The sequence below is a fragment of the Paenibacillus sp. J31P190 genome (assembly GCF_059692075.1).
Genome location: NZ_JCAUAS010000015.1, coordinates 130,288 through 145,744 on the forward strand (window position 1 = coordinate 130,288; position 15,457 = coordinate 145,744).

Consider the following 15,457-nt stretch of genomic DNA (forward strand, 5'->3'; position numbering starts at 1 on the left):
TCACCTCCATTTTCCTGTTATATCCAATATAGTTTGTACTCTCAGACTGTTCTTATTCTCTACTATTTGCATATCTTATTTAAATATTTCTCCTAAGTGAGGAAAGTCAATAAACGGATTTCGGTTCCCCTGCAATTCATAAATGGCCAAGTTTCTGTGCTTTTCATAAAGAGATACCGGAAATTGCTGATGCCACTCGATTAATAGCTGCAGATCAACGTAATTCTTATTTATTATGTTTGGATATCTGGTTATAAAATACATAGTAGCCCTTGCGACAATTCCCTTCCCGTATTCAGGCTCAAACTTTCCTTCTTCTAACTTTCCACAGCCTTCCATTATTCCTAAAGTACGACTTTCCGGAACATAATCAAGAAAATCATAATAAGGATGGTTTCCACGGCGACTATTGCATGTGGGTTCGCAAGCAAATAAATGATGTAAATCTCCCCTCATCGGTTCCTGCTTATCAAACCATGATTGAGGTACAACATGTTCACAATTCAACCTATTTTCAGCAGATAAACTAGTTATGTTTCCACTTATGGCGTTTTTAAGCATTTGAATATCTTCCTCAATGGCAACGAGCGGATCCATCCCTCTCCCGGAATAAATGCTTTTAAGTTTCTTATTCTCATGAATATCAACCCATGGATACACATAACGATAAGGAGAGTAAAACAGCTTATTCTGGTGCGTTTTTTCTAATAAATGAGAAATACCGTCTCTTTCAAATGAACTATTTTGATAATAAATATGTTGGATTTCTTTATCCTTGTGCTCATCATAATAAACGAGGTTAACGCTATAAGCCAAATAGTCTGCAATTGCTTTCTCCCGTTCTGCGGTCAATAATTCAAGGCTATTCATCATAAGCTCAGTAATTTAGCAACAAATTTGGGATTAAATACTTCGGATAGCTCGTCCATTACATTTAAATAGACAAGCCCATTGCCTTCAAGCTTTGGAGAATTCCCTAGAGGTACGGTTCTTTTTATTAATTGAGCATAAAGCTCACGCTCTGTGAGATTTCGCTCGAAACTTGCATTCACCAGTACCTTTATTAGCGCCATTGCTCCGGCGACATGAGGAGTTGCCATAGAAGTTCCGCTTAATGTTGCATAAGTTCCGTTTAAATAGGTTGATAAAATTTTCTCTCCAGGGCCTACTAGATCGACTTCATTATTCGAATTAGAGAAATTGGAAGAGTGTCTCTCCAAGTCAATTGCACCTACGCTTATGACTTCGTTATAAGATCCTGGGTAGTCAAACTCATCTGTCGAATCAACACCATCGCCTTCATTACCTGCCGCACAAATCACAACAATGTTGGATGCTACGGCTTTTTGAATAGCTTCGTGTAACGCAGGAAGATTTTCTGGACCTCCAAGGGACATGGAGATAATATCCGCTTTTTGTTCAATCGCATAGTTAATGCCATTAATTATCCAATCGTATTGACCAGAACCATTTTTATCAAGAACTTTAATAATAAGCAGATTGGCTTCAGGCGCTACACCGACAACACCATTATTATTTTTTGTCGCAGCGATTGTTCCAGCAACATGCGTTCCATGACCGTTATAATCTTTGTATACATCCGTCTTGCCTTCATCATCATTCGTAAAATTAATTCCGCCGACAATACGTTCTTTTAGATCAGGGTGAGTGATATCACAGCCGGTATCCAGTATGGCAACCGTTATTCCCTTCCCTTTGGCTTGATCCCAGATTTTGGGGGCTTGAATCATTTCCACCCCTGTTGGAATTTCATTGACCTGTTCAATCTTCTCAAGAACTTGAAACGGAATCACATGCACTTGTCGCTCCATTTTAATTACCTCCTAATTAGGATTAAAATAATAAAGCTTGATTCATTCAAATTTGATGTTGATCGACGGGTTATCTCTATGCTATTATTTGGGAGAACATTTTTACCTTATAGTTGGTTTTTGCTAAAAAAAACAAGAGTGCTACCAACACTCCTGTTTTTTAGATACATTGGCTTTTGGGACCTCCTGGGGCTAATGGTTCATACACACCTACCTGATCGTTTAGCGGCGAAGGGGTAGGTTTTTTAGTGTATTCTAACAATAATTAAGGCTATAAAAGTTAACAATGCCAAGAGGAAACTCCCAAATTGTAGAATCAACTTTATCATTTCATCTGGTTTCACCTTTACCCTCCTCCTTTCTGACGAAAGGGAGATCCGGGTGGCCTAGTATCTAACAAAAGTATCTACAAAGAGTCATTTTGGACAGAAAAAGCCTACCCTCATGTGATAGCTGGCTGGCATAGTTTCCCTTAGCCCCTCTAGCTTTGCGTCACCGCCTTTAAACGGTTTTGCCATTATCGTGGGTAGACTTCTATATACTGTAAATCTATTATATGCCTAATTTTTATATAAGAATATAGGGAGTTAGACACATTATAGATTGTAAGTGCATTCAATGAATTTGTCGAACTTAATCAAGAAATACACCGGATCCCAGAAAATCGTCATTCGAGTAGTTCGAAAGCAATGTATGCTACATCTCCGCCATTAAATTCTCATTAACTTGCTGTCTTGTGAACTCATAGAAAGCAAAGGCTTCCTCCCAAGTCTGGAATCCCGCCTGCGCGATGATATCGCTACCTCCGCCTTTCCCATTGTAGCTACCTACATATTCTTTGAAGAAGGCAACGCAAGAAAGGCGAGAACTACTGTTGTTAGCAAGAATAACTTTGTTCTCCGCAATAGTAGCGAGCAGCACTGGGGTCTCACTTTCCGAAGCTAGCTTCACCGCCAAGCTTTGCAAATCTTTATGCGTCTTGTCTTCAAAAACACTTGCTATCAGTTTGCCATCGCTCTTTGATAACAGCTCCTGCGTTACATAAGCGTTGTTTTTCACTTTGAGAGCAGCCAGTTCAGCCTGCAGCTGTTTCTGTTCATTTTCCCACTTCTCAATTCGGTCGATAATCTCGTCTTTACCGGTGTTGAATTTGGATGACAAAGCACCCAATATCCGCTGACTTTCATTAAACTCCTTCAGGGCGCGATATCCGCATAAGAAGTATATTCGAGTGTTCCCCTTTTGTTTTTCTGCTTTTAGCAGCTTAATTATGCCAATTTCGCCCGTTGATGAGACATGTGTCCCACCGCAAGCATTGTATTCTACGCCTTTTATCTCGACAATTCGAATATGATCCGTCACTTTGGGCTGTTTAACTAGCTGCAGTTGAGCTACTTCTTCTTGGGTAATAAAATAACTAACAATGCTGTTGTTCAGGTAGATTTGCCGGTTTACTTCGTTCTCGATTGAAGTTAGCTGGTTAAGCGTCAGTTCTGGCTGTTCCACATCGATGGTGGCATAATCATTACCCAAATGAAAGCTTACCGTCATGGCCTGATAGAGGTCTCGGCACACCGCAGAGAGCAGATGCTGGCCACTGTGCTGCTGCATATGGTCGAATCTTCTAGTCCAATCGAGCTGGCAAGTCACCTTGCTCTCATCGGGCAAACGTTCCAACTTATGCAGTACTTCATCTTCTTCAGTGATCACATCGAGCACTGGAATCCCGTTAATATGCCCAACATCGCAGGGCTGTCCGCCCCCGTGTGGGTAAAAAGCTGTCTCCTTCAGGATGACATAATACCCATCTTCTCTTTCAAGCGTTTGGTGTATGTCCGTTTGCCATTCGGTTACATAAGCGGAATTGTAATATAGTTTTGTGGACATGACGAATTCCTTTCTGCTTGCTAGCCATTACAAAGGCTTTTATCATTTAGCTAATATTAACTACAAGTGCTTAACCAACGTGCGCTGTTGAGCACTAGACGCCTGTAAGCTTCCGGTTTAAATGATGGAGCATGATGCCCGGGTTGTAAATAGATAACTTTTCCCAGACCGTAGGCTTGTTCCCAGGCTGCTGGATACCTGTTTCCATCAAATTCGTACTCTAGAAAAACGGTTTTCTTGGTAAAAGGGTCAAAATCGAACATATACGGCTCTTCCTCCATGCTGAAGTCCTCGACACCCTCGAGCAATGGATGATCTTCAACAGATTTGTAATAATCCAGAGATTGGTAAGGCGGGTGGCTTGTAAACTTTGCACCGATCATCTGAATCAGCTCGTAGCTGCGTTGAACCGAAATGCCATTATGGATCACAAGTAAGCCGCCACCACTCGCAACAAATTGAATCAGGCCTGCGGTTTGTTGCGGAGTTAGATCACGGTTCCAGCAATCCGTATAGGATATGCAAAGTGGAAATTGTTTCCGAGCCAATTCCGTGAAACAGTTATAGTCCTCCGTACTCGTAATCAGAAAATCTTCGCCAAGAATCCCGCTAAGCTCCTCCTGGGCGGGTTTCAATGGATGCCATGGGGCATCTGCGTAGTCACCAACCAAAAGTACATTCGTTTTATCACTCATGCGCTCTTCTTCCCCACCTTTAGTTTCACCCTTCTGTTCGACATTTGAACGTCCTCCCCCGTATTGGTGATCGCGTTTTACTAAACCTCTCCCCAATATACCTCGGTTTCATAGTCGAAAAACACATTTCCATCCTGCTCATGCCGTTCAAATATATTCTGCAGTTCCGTCATCATCGGCACAAAATTGGGGTGCTCAGGTACGGGAATGTAGGAAGATGACATCAACCGTCCCTTCAAACCTTCAAAATCGAAAACCTGAGTAATTGCGAATCGTTCAACCTGCATACTGTCGTTTTTGAAGAAAGACGCCAGCGTTTCCTGCGAAATATTTTTATGAGTAACTTTTTCGTAATCGCTTCCGAAAGTACGGAGCAGTAAGTCGTACTCTTCTCTGAATGCATTGCCATGATCCAAACGCGAGTTCCAGATCAATAGCACCTTCCCGCCCGGCTTTAGAATCCGATGGAATTCGGCTTGTGCGGCCGTGCGATCAAACCAGTGAAACGCTTGGGCACACACGATAAAGTCGACGGACTTATCAGGCAGACCAGTCACTTCAGCAGACCCCGACACGGTACGAAAATTTGCATCTGCGCTTAACATTTGCTCAGCGGCTTCCCGCATCGCTTGATTCGGTTCAACAGCGATAACTTGGCTCCCTCTTTGTAAGAGCAGCTTTGAAAAAATACCTGTTCCTGCGCCGATGTCCGCAACTACTGCCTTTGCGCGCAGACCAACGACGTCGTACAAATAATCAATAGCCTCTTTCGGATAACTCGGGCGGAATTTCACATAGGTATCAACGCGATTTGAAAAACGGTCTTTATGATTATTCATCACATACCTCTCCCATCGGTTAAAATATCCATCTACAAACAAAGCGGCCAACTGTTGTTGAGTTAAGTAACTACGACTTTTGTTTCACTTAATGAAACAACGTTTCACAATATACACCTCTATCATATTCAATTATTTGGCAAAAGTCCATAACAAATACATGGCTTTACAACACAAAAAACGACCGCTAAATTCGCGGCCATTCAACCTTTTTATCAACTTCAACTATTCTCGAATTCGGCAGGATAACTAGCTCCGAAGGGAGCATCCGGTCTTGCAAATTGCCCCATTAAATAACGGCGTGTTGACGTTGTGCGGTCTAAGAACTCTTGATTATTCTCGAAACGATCTGAGCATCGAACCCATGGCGGACTATAGATATAGTGCATGGTATATCGGTCGTAATCACCATCATGAGCGAAAGTCCGATGCCAAACGGCATTATGAAAAAATAATACCGATCCCGCCGGAGCACAGATGACATGACCAATTGGCACATCATCTTTGGCTGATCTAATCGCATCCGGAAGCTGCGCTTGGCTTCTATGGCTTCCTGGGATCATCTCCATATTCCCCGTTCTAGGAAAGGATTGGTCCGTCAATAAGAAAGAAGCTCGTAGCTGAATCAAAGGAATCGGATATCCGAGTTTACTAAATTCGTAGGCTCCTGATCCATCCTGATGCCATCCCCCCACCCCGCCGAAAGCCGGCTGTTTGGTACACCATGCTGACTGTAAAATGAAGCGATCTCAGTAAAGCGCCCTAACTTTAGGCAATATTGCGGGATGATCAATCAATCGCTCCAAAGCGGCTTCCGTTTCATAGCCTTTTCCCACCTGTGCCCAACCTTTTGAATCGGCTGACTCGTGTAAGCGGATGGATGCTTCCAGGCTTTCCTTCACCTCATCTTCTGAGAGTACATTAGGAATAATCAGATAGCCCCATGATTCAAACATAAACCGATCGAGCTCCGTAAATTCTCCTGGATTAGAAATAGGATTCATAGTAAAGCTCCTCCTTTTTTAAACAAATGCTTATTCCTTTGCAGAACACGCTTCAGTGGAATCTCCTACTACTAAGGCTGACTTTACGATCACTTTAGCTGGCTCTGTCACACTCTCCTGGTTATTCAGCAGTATAAGCAGAAGCTCCGCCGATTTAACGCCAATTTCCTGCTCATGTTGGTCTATATGAGTAAAGGTAGGGTTCCCTTCTATCTCTGATGAGGGATTATCATACGTTAAAATAGAGAGGTCGCGCGGTACATTTATTCCCATTTTTTTGGCAATACTACTAATATTCAAGCCCAACTTCAAATTCAATGTAATGAACGCGGTTGCTGTGCGATATTTGAGATAATGATATAACGGGTGCTTTTCTGTGGGGATCAAATCCATCACTTGAAAATCCGTCACAATTAAAGCCGGGTTAATCATCGAGCCTTTTTGTTTCAGTGCTTCCATATAACCGCGAATCCGCTCATCGACGGTCACTGTATTAATCGAAATATCAGAGCAAATAGCAATGTTTCGATGGCCTAGCTCCCACAGATGGTTGACCGCCAATTGAGCGCTCATCCAATTATCCGAACAGACACAATGGGTTTCAAATCCTGGCAAGTAGCGATCAATGAGCACGAAAGGAAATTTCCGCAGTTTCAGTATCAATATTTCTTCATTGTACGTTTCCGCATCAATCGGAAAAATAATAAGTCCGACGGCACCATTCTTCATCAGCTCTTGAATCGCTTCCTTTTCCCGCTCCTTGCTATTGTGAGTTAACACAATCGACACATAATAATCGGTGTTCTGGAGCACGGAATTGATTCCCTTTAATAGTCGAATTGCAAAGAAATCCTCCAATAAGGGGAGAACGAAGCCGATCATTTTGCGGGATGAAGCACGCTCAATATGCTCTTTCACATCCGTAACGTCAAGCTGATTGTTCTCCAGGCTCTCATCTGCTTTCGCGCGGTATTCTGGACTAACGAAGCTTCCTCTCCCCGGTATCCGGTAAATCCATCCGTCTTTCGCCAGCTGCGTAAGCGCATTAGAAACCGTCATCCGACTGACACCGAATTGCTCCATCAGCGCTTTTTCCGTTGGAAATTTGTCGTTATCCTCCATTGCTCCTAATTGGATCAACTGTTTAAAATGCTCTTGAATCTGCAAGTATAGCGGTTGTCGTTCATCCGTCCTGGCTGATACCCGCATTCTGCTCATATATCTCCCCCTCAGAAGGGCTCTGTGTGACACATCGCCATGCTTCTTCCATATCCCGAATTAAATCGTCCGGATCCTCAGAACCTATATAGAGTCGAACAAGCGAACCTGTTTGTTGATCATTGTTAGTGAAGGCATTTACATTGATTAAACTCTCGAAACCACCCCAGCTGGCTCCAATCCGAAAATAGTGCAGACGGTCCGCCCAAGCCCTTAATTTGAAAACCGGCTCATCGGATTCGAACGAAAATAAACTGCTGTACCCTGACATTTGCATACGAGCTAGCTCATGCTGAGGGTGGCTTGTTAACCCAGGATGGTTAACCTTCCGGACATTATGCTGCCTGCCTAAATATTCGGCGACCTTCAGCCCACTCGTTTCATGCCGCTGCATCCGCATTGGCAGCGTACGCAGCCCCCGCGTAACCAATCCCGCTGTCTGTGGCGTCATAATGCCGCCGAACAACATATATTCCGTTGACATCAGCGGGTCCATGAATGGATGGGAGCCGACCACAACGCCTCCTACACAGTCGCTATGCCCAGAAATATATTTCGTAATGGAATGGACGACGAGGCTAACCCCCATCGTGAGCGGGTTTTGATGACAAGGTGTCGCCCACGAATTGTCGAGAATCGTTTCTGCTCCTATGCTTTGTGCCAGCGCCGCACAACTTCGTATATCTTGCAGCTGGAACATCATGCTAGTCGGGCTCTCCAAATACAGCAGTTTGGTATTCGGCTGAACCGCACGTTTCCAGTTTTCCAATGAGCTGCCATCAACAAAGGTCGTTTCGACCCCAAACTTTTTCAAGTAGACGCCTAGAAATTCCCGTGTCGGTCCATAGGCCTGATGGGTGCAAATGACGTGGTCACCTTGTTTGACAATAGACATAATCGCTGCCGAAATTGCTGCCATTCCGGATGAAAAACACTTGGCCCTCTCCCCTTGCTCCAGCTGGGCGAGCTTGTCCTCCAGGTACCTCACCGTCGGATTATTGCCTCTGGAATACACGAAGTTTTCTTGCTCATCGCGTCTTGCCAAATTGAATTGCTCGTACGTATCGAACGAAAATAAACTCGTCTGATAAATGGGAACACTGATGGCGCCGTGATGACGATCATCGTGCTCATCATGCGCCACTATGGAGTACATCTTCTCCTTTGCGCTCACTACCCTTTCACCGCCCCTTGGGTTAGACCTTCTACAATAAATCGCTGCGCTAGAGCAAACAAAAGTATCGTCGGAAGTACAGACAGCACAGTTCCGGCGGACATAGAGCCCCAATCCACATTAAATTTGAGGATAAAAGAATTCATCGCTACCGGCAGTGTCTTTAACGATTCGTTATCGATAAACATGACGGCCAAGAAAAGCTCGTTCCAGTTCTGGACGAAAGCAAATATGAACATGGAGGAAATGCCCGGCATCATGATCGGGATAATGACTCGCATGAGGGCAGACAGCTGGGAACAGCCATCGATCATTGCCGCTTCCTCTAGATTGGCAGGAATTCGCTGGAAAAAGCCTCGCAGCATAATCGTGGAGAATGGGATCAAGATGACCGTATACATGAGGATTAATGAGATTCGCTGATTAAGCAGATGCAAGTTTGACATCATCATGTAAAGCGGAGCTAGAGCAATGAATCCAGGAAGCATCTGCGTGATGAAGAATCCAAGCATGATTTGTTTGTGGCCGCGAAACCGGAATCGCGCGAGTACATAAGCGCTGCAAATAGCAATTACAATTACGATGAGAGCAGAGGAAATCGAGACGAGAAGGCTGTTGGCAATATATACGTTAAACTTAGACACTTTGAAGATGTTGACGTAATTTTGAAGCGTGAATTGCTCGGGCCAGTAATGAACGGGATAACTGAATATTTCCTTCTGCGGCTTTAACGAGGTGACGACGATCCAGTATAACGGAAATACCATAACAAGTAAGTATACGGAAAGAAAGGCAACTTTGATGAACCGATACCCATAATTTCGTTTCATTTAGAAGTCACCTACTTTCTCCGACTTAGTTACCATCAAATAAAACAAAGTGTACAAAAATAACATGACGATCATAATAACCCCGACAGCCGATGCAGCCCCATAATCTCCGTCATAAATTATTTTATTGAGCATCAAGGAGGATAAAATGTGGGTCGCCCCTCCCGGTCCGCCATTCGTCATGCCGTAAATGAGCGTAGGATCGTTGAAGATCCAAATGACCCGCAGCAGCGTTGTGGCGATGATGGTCGGCATGATGTACGGAATCGTCACATAAAGCAGCTTTCGATAACCGTTCGCTCCATCAATACTTGCGGCTTCATACAGCTCCGAAGGTATAGATTGCAATGCGGCCAGCAGCATGATGGTAAAAAAGGCGATCCCGTACCATACGTTAGCGACAATTACGGAGGACATCGCCCATTTGGGATCCGACAAGAATCCGATCCGATCTTCAATCATACCAAAACGCAATAAAAGATCGTTGATGACGCCAATTTGTGAGTTAAACAGCCATTTCCAAATAAGGCCGATCAGAAATCCCGATAATGCCCATGGATAAAAAATAAAGGCTTGGTATACGCCTCGTCCCCAGAATTTCTTGTTCAGGAACAATGCCAGGATGAACCCTAATAGAAATTGCAGAATTAGGGAGAAAAACACCCAGTAGGCGCTGTTTTTTAGTGCCGCAAGAAATTGATGGTCACGAAACGCATCGACGAAGTTTTGCATGCCGACAAAATGAACCTGGTTCAGATTGAACAGCTTGTAATTTTGAAAAGCCATCACCACTCCCTTGAAGAAGGGATAGTATGTAAAAATCAATACAAGCAGCAGTGCGGGCAGCAAGCTGGAGAGAATGAATTTTTGCCGAGAACTCACATGAACACCCCCCGGTAAGAAAAAGCGGCAAGCGATGACCGCCCGCCGCTTTCAACTACTTCTTTTATTTTTTCATTCCCGCTTTCTGATCTAACCAAAATTTATCCCATTCCTTCAGCGTATCGTCTGTCGATTTCTTGTCGAGCAAATACGATTGCTGCCCTTTCATGCTCAGTTCTCCCCAGCTCCCGTTGCCTGGATATTTGAAAGGCGGTGTAAAGTTGACGAAAACATCTGCTTTTGCAGTCATATCTAGCAGCGTCTTGTAAGGGCCTGTTTGGAAGAACGCATCAGCTGTCGCCGATGTATGAATCGGTATCGTGCCAATTTGCTTAGAAAATTCCGTATTTTCTTTGGGGCTCGAGAGATAAGAAATCAATTTCCACGCTTCGTTCTTACTTTTGGAATTCGCAGTTACGCCCCATCCTGCAGCTCCTGTACTGACCAGCGATTTGCCGTTAGGGCCAAGTGGCATCGCTGCCGTTTCTAATGTTTTGGGGTCCATTTTATCCTGAAGTACCTTGATAACGTCTGGATCCTGGAGTAAAATGCCGGTTACCCCAGATGTAAAAGCTTGAACTTGATCCTGGAATCCCCAGTTGATCGAATCTGGCGGCGATGCGTCTTTATAAAGCTTCTTGTACAGCTCCAAAGCCTGCTTAGCTTCGGGTGTGCTGTACACCGACTTGCCGTCTTTCGTAAATGGCGCATCGTCGAGATTCATCACTTTGTCGTTATAATCGTAAATCATATGGTCGAAGTTGCCGTTAGCTCCCGGACCGCCGCGGAATGAGAAACCGTACCGATTTTGCTTCGGATCCGTCAGTTTCTTGGCAGAATCGACCAGTTCTTCCCACGTCTTCGGTGCAGTAAGCCCCTTGGCGTCGAACCAATCTTTTCGATAAAACATTTGTCTTTGATATAGAGCATTCGCGATAAAATAAAGTTTGCCGTTATTCGAGCCTACAACTTTGGACGTACCAGAGAGAGTTTTACTATCCGCCCAACTCGATGCATAGGTATCCAATGGTTCCAAATAACCATTATTCACGTACTCGGCAATGTTCAGATCCCGTACCTCGAGAATATCGAGCTCTTGCTTGGCGGCAAGCATTGTTCTAATTTTGTTGTCCGCTTGATCAAATGGCGGGGATATGAGCTCCACTTTGATGTTCGGATTGTCCTTTTGAAACCGAGCTATGGCATCTTGAAGCAGTTTGGTGCGTTCCGGGCTCGTTAAACTTTCAATCATATGAAGCGTTACTTGTTTGGCTGGTGGCTCGGTGCTCTTTACACTCTCACTTGGCGCTGCCGTATTTCCGCTTGGAGTTGCCGTATTCTCGGAGCTACCACTCCCACTACATCCTGCTAAAGTACCTAATAACATAACGCCGGCAAACAACGTTGTCCATCCTTTGACCACAGCTGCCCCCATATCTGACGCCCTCCTCAATTTAGTCATATTCAACTATATTGTCTTAATTAAATAGATATGTCTTATTGCTGCTGCTTTGTTTAATAAATAGGCTGTGTTAAAGGTAACTGTTGATAATTGAAACCTCACTGTTTCCCTTATATAATTAATATAGGGACAAAGTATTCGGATAGCTAAAAAATGGATGACAGACAGGAGTTAGATACGATGATAAAAGGTTTCGGAGGAATATTTTGGAGAACTAAGAATCTTGAAGTTATAAAAAAATGGTACAGTGAAGTGTTGCAGATTGAAATAGAAAATTGGAATGGGACTGTGATAAAACCACAATTAGGAAATGAGACTATCTTTTCTTTCTTTACCGAGAATGACAGTTATTTCCCAACAGAACAACAAGTGATGTTAAATTTCGAAGTACATAATCTAAACGAGACTATTAAGCATCTTGAACATATTGGTGTACCTCTTGCAAAGAAAAAAGAGATTAGTGAATATGGAAAGTTTATTTGGATTGAAGATCCTGAAGGTCGACTGGTCGAGCTTTGGGAGAAATAACGAGTTGTCATTCATTTGCTATTGAGCAAACGGGTGCGCCAATAAATAAAAAAAACGCTAATGACAGTTACATGTCATCAGCGTTTTTTTTAATTTCTTATACCCCTTCATTAACAACATGGTTTTGGTTATGTTCAACAACAAGTGCAGCCCGCATGAGCTCTCTCATGACATCGGATTGCAGTTGTGGATTTAAATAGAGGGTTTTGATATACAGCTGGCCTTTTTCACTCGACGTGTATTTGGGAGGGATGCGATTTAAAACTAGAGCAAGAGTATCCTCTTTGCAATGCTGACATCCGCATTTGATCTCATAGCTTTTTTGAAACTCTTCATATAAATTGCTAACGATTGCTTCTACTGCATTAACTAACCCCATACGTGTTCAGACCCCTCTGTACCGGCATTTATCGCTCAAAAACGATTGACGCTATCCGTAAATCATCAACCTTTAACTAAAGTCTCTTGTACCTATTCAATCATGAATATGTTTAGTAAGTGTTAGGTTGTCATAAATGGAACCCTTATTAAAATTCATCTTTTTTCAAAATAAAAAACGAGGAAGCTTATAAGAAGCACCCTCGTTTTTATGATGTTATACGGTTTCCGTGCTGTTTATGAATGCTTTCAATCGCTCTAACTGAAGAAGATGATGGCGATAATGCATCTCAATGAGTGCAAACCATTCTTTCGCGTTAAGCGCGCCTAATCTTGGATGCAAAGAGGTACATTTCGGAGATATGTCTTCAAGTAAAAGTTCGATTTCTTTCATTCTTTGGAGCACCGTATGCATGCCATCAATGATCTGCTGCTTACTATCTGGCTGCTCGGGTGTATATTGAGGAGAAGCTGGAACCCTAATGCGTTCAGGTGGAAAACCGCCTAGCACAAAAATGGCTGCTCCCGCTTCCGTTTTTTCTCCTACAGTATCAATTTCATCTGCACTCTGACTTCGGCATTTCTCAATATTGCCAATCTGCATATAGATTGCTGTTTTGATGAGATGGAGGTACAACTGTCCAAGCGACCACTCATTATCATTTGGTTGATGCTTCAGTTGCTCTATGCTCAGCGGATGTAATTCCTCCAGGTATTTGTACGTGAGTACTTCAATTCGTTTCAAAATTTCGGCTGTTTTCATCATATGATTAGCTCCTCTCGATTCTTGTACCTTAAGTATACCAAACACTACTGACAACTGTATGTCAGTAGCGTTTATGCGTTTTAAGATTTTCGTATGAGATAAATTCCTTGCGGAATGGCGACCCAGAAGCCCGATATAGGCATTATTATTGCCCCAACAACAGACAAAATGAGTATATGCCAGCCTACAAAGCGGGGGATTGCAATGCTTTTCTCTTTGGTCATCCAACGCAACATTCGTCCAATAAACCACATTAACACACCAAATAATAAAAACCAGATAGCTGCCATCCTGTCGAAGGAATGACCAACGGAATTCCATACCCCCGCTTTCACCATCTCACTGAGCGGTTTCCAAAATATAATCAAACCGACTACATTATGAAGATAAGATGTCCACTCCATCATCCATCCGCTGTGCTTCTGATTGGCCATGCTGCACCTCCTTAGCGTTCCGTTGTTATAAAAATATCTAATGTAGACATAGCTCTAATCCTCAACTGGAATCTGTTTCAAATGATTACTTTCGCTCACTTGTTTCATGGAATCATCTTCTTCTAACCGGACAATAGCCGCATCAAGCAGAGATTTGACTCCTAATAGGGCTTCTTTTTCCGCTTGACGAAAATGTGCTCTTGCTGCCTCTGGAACGAGTCTTGCCACAGCGATGTTTTTAATATCCTCGAAGAGGTGCGCAATGTTTTCTAGATCCTGCATGTTTGTGCGGATGCTCATGAATCATCTCCTCCTTTCTATTTACGATTGTTCGTTCGGACCAAAATGTATGTTAAGTATGCCGTCTGCAAGACGTGCAGCCTCCACCTGTCGCCCCAGCAAGACCCTCGGCAGTGCAACAATACGTCTGTAGCTGCCCACCTGCAGTGTCAATTCATCGCCTTTTTGGTTTAATTGGAGTTGTTTCTTTTCGGTAAAAGGCAGCGAGATGCGGAGCTCATATCCTGTTTCTGTTTTCTTCACTTCCTCTATGATTCCTCTGTGTAGAATCGCTCCGCATTCCCGTTCGTGGAAAGCCGCTGCTGCAACGCGCTCAAGCATCTCCTTACCAACAACCTCAAGCGGCATCAGAGGTACTTTCAAGATCGGTAGAGGATTAAAGCATTGGACAATTTCTTCTTCGTACTTGTTTTGAATTTGTTTCCACTGCGCGAAGTACCCTTCAGATGCTTCCTCGGAAAGAACTTTATTTACAATGACCGCATCGGTGTGAAACCCGTATAAGTTGAGGTTTGTAAAAGCTCTCCGCGCTTCGGAAATAACCATTTTTTCCGGATTAACAACAAGGCGAATGCTAGTAATTTCGGGATCAGCGATTACCTGCTGCAGTTTTTCCAATTGATCGACAACTTGACTGAAGCTGTCCATAACATCGTCGTTGGGCAGTTCCAAGCCCTTGGTCACTTTCAGAATCGGGCGTGCCAGCTTGAGAATTTTACGCTCGTAAGGAAATATATTTCGCACCCACCATCGAAGGAGCTGGGGATAGCTTAGCAAACGAAGTGTTTCTCCGGTCGGTGCACAATCCACAATGATTGCATCATACAATCCACTTTCGGCATGCTCTTTAATTCGCAAAAGACTAAATAGTTCTTCAAAGCCTGGAAACACCATAAGCTCTTCAGATCCGATATCATCCAGGTTGGCCCACTGCATAAAGTTCGAGAACCAATTGCGAACACTTCCCCAATACCGCTGTGTTTCCTTTAAGCTATCGATTTCTTGAGCCCACAAACGCTCATGAATTAAAATGGGTTCGTGCTGCAGCGGAATACCGAGCGAATCCGATAAGCTGTGGGCAGCATCCGTACTTATCACGATTGTTCGTTTTCCTTCGGCAGCCATTTGGTAAGCCGTTGCTGCGGCGATACTGGTTTTTCCCACTCCGCCTTTACCTGTGTAAATAATAATGCGCAAGCTTAGCACCTCCAATAGTACGATTTCGTAG

At 43.6% G+C, this 15,457-nt stretch carries 19 protein-coding genes and 1 riboswitch; of the genes, 1 reads left to right on the forward strand and 18 read right to left on the reverse strand.

The genetic code is table 11. The annotated features are described in order from the left end of the window. Positions 1 to 75 precede the first annotated feature (75 nt). From AC58U0_RS23925 to AC58U0_RS23985, 13 genes are all read right to left on the reverse strand, one after another. A complete protein-coding gene (locus tag AC58U0_RS23925) occupies positions 76 to 873 on the reverse strand; it encodes an endonuclease I family protein (protein ID WP_497381449.1) in 798 nt (265 codons plus the stop codon). Beyond that, positions 870 to 1,832 (reverse strand): S8 family peptidase, encoded by a 963-nt coding sequence (locus AC58U0_RS23930; protein WP_497381450.1) that lies wholly within the window; start codon positions 1,830 to 1,832, stop codon positions 870 to 872. Before AC58U0_RS23930 ends, AC58U0_RS23925 begins: the two co-directional genes overlap by 4 nt. Positions 1,833 to 2,077: 245 nt before the next feature. Further along, a complete protein-coding gene (locus AC58U0_RS23935; RefSeq protein WP_367618672.1) occupies positions 2,078 to 2,161 on the reverse strand; it encodes a putative holin-like toxin in 84 nt (27 codons plus the stop codon). A 116-nt stretch (positions 2,162 to 2,277) separates the two neighbouring features. Further along, positions 2,278 to 2,358, reverse strand: a riboswitch (cyclic di-GMP riboswitch). 170 nt (positions 2,359 to 2,528) lie between these two features. Further along, on the reverse strand, positions 2,529 to 3,719 hold the full coding sequence (locus AC58U0_RS23940; protein ID WP_497381451.1) for an alanyl-tRNA editing protein: 1,191 nt from the start codon (positions 3,717 to 3,719) through the stop codon (positions 2,529 to 2,531). A 56-nt stretch (positions 3,720 to 3,775) separates the two neighbouring features. Further along, a complete protein-coding gene (locus tag AC58U0_RS23945; protein ID WP_497381452.1) occupies positions 3,776 to 4,414 on the reverse strand; it encodes a ThuA domain-containing protein in 639 nt (212 codons plus the stop codon). A gap of 80 nt (positions 4,415 to 4,494) precedes the next feature. Then, a complete protein-coding gene (locus tag AC58U0_RS23950) occupies positions 4,495 to 5,253 on the reverse strand; it encodes a class I SAM-dependent methyltransferase (protein WP_497381453.1) in 759 nt (252 codons plus the stop codon). 221 nt (positions 5,254 to 5,474) lie between these two features. Beyond that, positions 5,475 to 5,993 carry a phytanoyl-CoA dioxygenase family protein gene (locus tag AC58U0_RS23955; protein ID WP_497381512.1) on the reverse strand — a complete coding sequence of 173 codons (519 nt, stop codon included), beginning with the start codon at positions 5,991 to 5,993 and terminating at the stop codon, positions 5,475 to 5,477. Positions 5,994 to 6,002: 9 nt separating this feature from the next. Then, the gene (locus tag AC58U0_RS23960) at positions 6,003 to 6,257 is read right to left on the reverse strand and encodes a hypothetical protein (RefSeq protein ID WP_497381454.1); all 255 of its coding nucleotides are present in this window, start codon (positions 6,255 to 6,257) and stop codon (positions 6,003 to 6,005) included. A 30-nt stretch (positions 6,258 to 6,287) separates the two neighbouring features. Then, a complete protein-coding gene (locus AC58U0_RS23965; protein ID WP_497381455.1) occupies positions 6,288 to 7,475 on the reverse strand; it encodes a GntR family transcriptional regulator in 1,188 nt (395 codons plus the stop codon). Then, entirely contained in the window at positions 7,441 to 8,631 is a 1,191-nt protein-coding gene (locus AC58U0_RS23970; protein ID WP_497381456.1) for a trans-sulfuration enzyme family protein, read from the reverse strand. Before AC58U0_RS23970 ends, AC58U0_RS23965 begins: the two co-directional genes overlap by 35 nt. A 17-nt stretch (positions 8,632 to 8,648) precedes the next feature. Then, positions 8,649 to 9,479, reverse strand: coding sequence for a carbohydrate ABC transporter permease (locus AC58U0_RS23975; RefSeq protein WP_497381457.1), 831 nt, complete (start codon positions 9,477 to 9,479; stop codon positions 8,649 to 8,651). Continuing rightward, positions 9,480 to 10,361 (reverse strand): carbohydrate ABC transporter permease, encoded by an 882-nt coding sequence (locus tag AC58U0_RS23980; RefSeq protein WP_497381458.1) that lies wholly within the window; start codon positions 10,359 to 10,361, stop codon positions 9,480 to 9,482. It lies immediately after the preceding gene. Positions 10,362 to 10,425: 64 nt separating this feature from the next. Beyond that, complete coding sequence (locus AC58U0_RS23985; RefSeq protein WP_497381459.1) at positions 10,426 to 11,796, reverse strand: ABC transporter substrate-binding protein; 1,371 nt, start codon at positions 11,794 to 11,796, stop codon at positions 10,426 to 10,428. Between the two features lie 207 nt (positions 11,797 to 12,003). Here AC58U0_RS23985 and AC58U0_RS23990 point away from each other — a divergent pair, with 207 nt between their 5' ends. Further along, positions 12,004 to 12,351 (forward strand): VOC family protein, encoded by a 348-nt coding sequence (locus AC58U0_RS23990; RefSeq protein WP_497381460.1) that lies wholly within the window; start codon positions 12,004 to 12,006, stop codon positions 12,349 to 12,351. Between the two features lie 97 nt (positions 12,352 to 12,448). On the opposite strand, the gene AC58U0_RS23995 is transcribed toward AC58U0_RS23990, so the two are convergent. The 5 genes from AC58U0_RS23995 to AC58U0_RS24015 all read right to left on the reverse strand — a co-directional run bounded on the left by AC58U0_RS23995 (position 12,449) and on the right by AC58U0_RS24015 (position 15,426). Continuing rightward, positions 12,449 to 12,730 carry a late competence development ComFB family protein gene (locus AC58U0_RS23995; RefSeq protein WP_497381461.1) on the reverse strand — a complete coding sequence of 94 codons (282 nt, stop codon included), beginning with the start codon at positions 12,728 to 12,730 and terminating at the stop codon, positions 12,449 to 12,451. Positions 12,731 to 12,946: 216 nt separating this feature from the next. After that, positions 12,947 to 13,492, reverse strand: a complete 546-nt coding sequence (locus tag AC58U0_RS24000; protein WP_497381513.1) for a DinB family protein — start codon at positions 13,490 to 13,492, stop codon at positions 12,947 to 12,949. An 83-nt stretch (positions 13,493 to 13,575) separates the two neighbouring features. After that, positions 13,576 to 13,929: a DUF6463 family protein gene (locus AC58U0_RS24005; RefSeq protein ID WP_497381462.1), complete on the reverse strand. Its 354-nt coding sequence runs from the start codon at positions 13,927 to 13,929 to the stop codon at positions 13,576 to 13,578. Positions 13,930 to 13,983: 54 nt separating this feature from the next. Then, positions 13,984 to 14,229: a hypothetical protein gene (locus AC58U0_RS24010; RefSeq protein ID WP_497381463.1), complete on the reverse strand. Its 246-nt coding sequence runs from the start codon at positions 14,227 to 14,229 to the stop codon at positions 13,984 to 13,986. 21 nt (positions 14,230 to 14,250) lie between these two features. Continuing rightward, positions 14,251 to 15,426, reverse strand: coding sequence for an ArsA family ATPase (locus AC58U0_RS24015; protein WP_497381464.1), 1,176 nt, complete (start codon positions 15,424 to 15,426; stop codon positions 14,251 to 14,253). Between the last annotated feature and the right edge of the window lie 31 nt (positions 15,427 to 15,457).

Coding starts and splice junctions, on each gene's coding strand:
- AC58U0_RS23925 (WP_497381449.1), bottom strand. CDS start 873: ATGATGAATAGCCTTGAATTATTGACCGCAGAACGGGAGAAAGCAATT.
- AC58U0_RS23930 (WP_497381450.1), bottom strand. CDS start 1,832: ATGGAGCGACAAGTGCATGTGATTCCGTTTCAAGTTCTTGAGAAGATT.
- AC58U0_RS23935 (WP_367618672.1), bottom strand. CDS start 2,161: ATGATAAAGTTGATTCTACAATTTGGGAGTTTCCTCTTGGCATTGTTA.
- AC58U0_RS23940 (WP_497381451.1), bottom strand. CDS start 3,719: ATGTCCACAAAACTATATTACAATTCCGCTTATGTAACCGAATGGCAA.
- AC58U0_RS23945 (WP_497381452.1), bottom strand. CDS start 4,414: ATGAGTGATAAAACGAATGTACTTTTGGTTGGTGACTACGCAGATGCC.
- AC58U0_RS23950 (WP_497381453.1), bottom strand. CDS start 5,253: ATGAATAATCATAAAGACCGTTTTTCAAATCGCGTTGATACCTATGTG.
- AC58U0_RS23960 (WP_497381454.1), bottom strand. CDS start 6,257: ATGAATCCTATTTCTAATCCAGGAGAATTTACGGAGCTCGATCGGTTT.
- AC58U0_RS23965 (WP_497381455.1), bottom strand. CDS start 7,475: ATGAGCAGAATGCGGGTATCAGCCAGGACGGATGAACGACAACCGCTA.
- AC58U0_RS23970 (WP_497381456.1), bottom strand. CDS start 8,631: ATGTACTCCATAGTGGCGCATGATGAGCACGATGATCGTCATCACGGC.
- AC58U0_RS23975 (WP_497381457.1), bottom strand. CDS start 9,479: ATGAAACGAAATTATGGGTATCGGTTCATCAAAGTTGCCTTTCTTTCC.
- AC58U0_RS23985 (WP_497381459.1), bottom strand. CDS start 11,796: ATGGGGGCAGCTGTGGTCAAAGGATGGACAACGTTGTTTGCCGGCGTT.
- AC58U0_RS23990 (WP_497381460.1), top strand. CDS start 12,004: ATGATAAAAGGTTTCGGAGGAATATTTTGGAGAACTAAGAATCTTGAA.
- AC58U0_RS23995 (WP_497381461.1), bottom strand. CDS start 12,730: ATGGGGTTAGTTAATGCAGTAGAAGCAATCGTTAGCAATTTATATGAA.
- AC58U0_RS24000 (WP_497381513.1), bottom strand. CDS start 13,492: ATGAAAACAGCCGAAATTTTGAAACGAATTGAAGTACTCACGTACAAA.
- AC58U0_RS24005 (WP_497381462.1), bottom strand. CDS start 13,929: ATGGCCAATCAGAAGCACAGCGGATGGATGATGGAGTGGACATCTTAT.
- AC58U0_RS24010 (WP_497381463.1), bottom strand. CDS start 14,229: ATGAGCATCCGCACAAACATGCAGGATCTAGAAAACATTGCGCACCTC.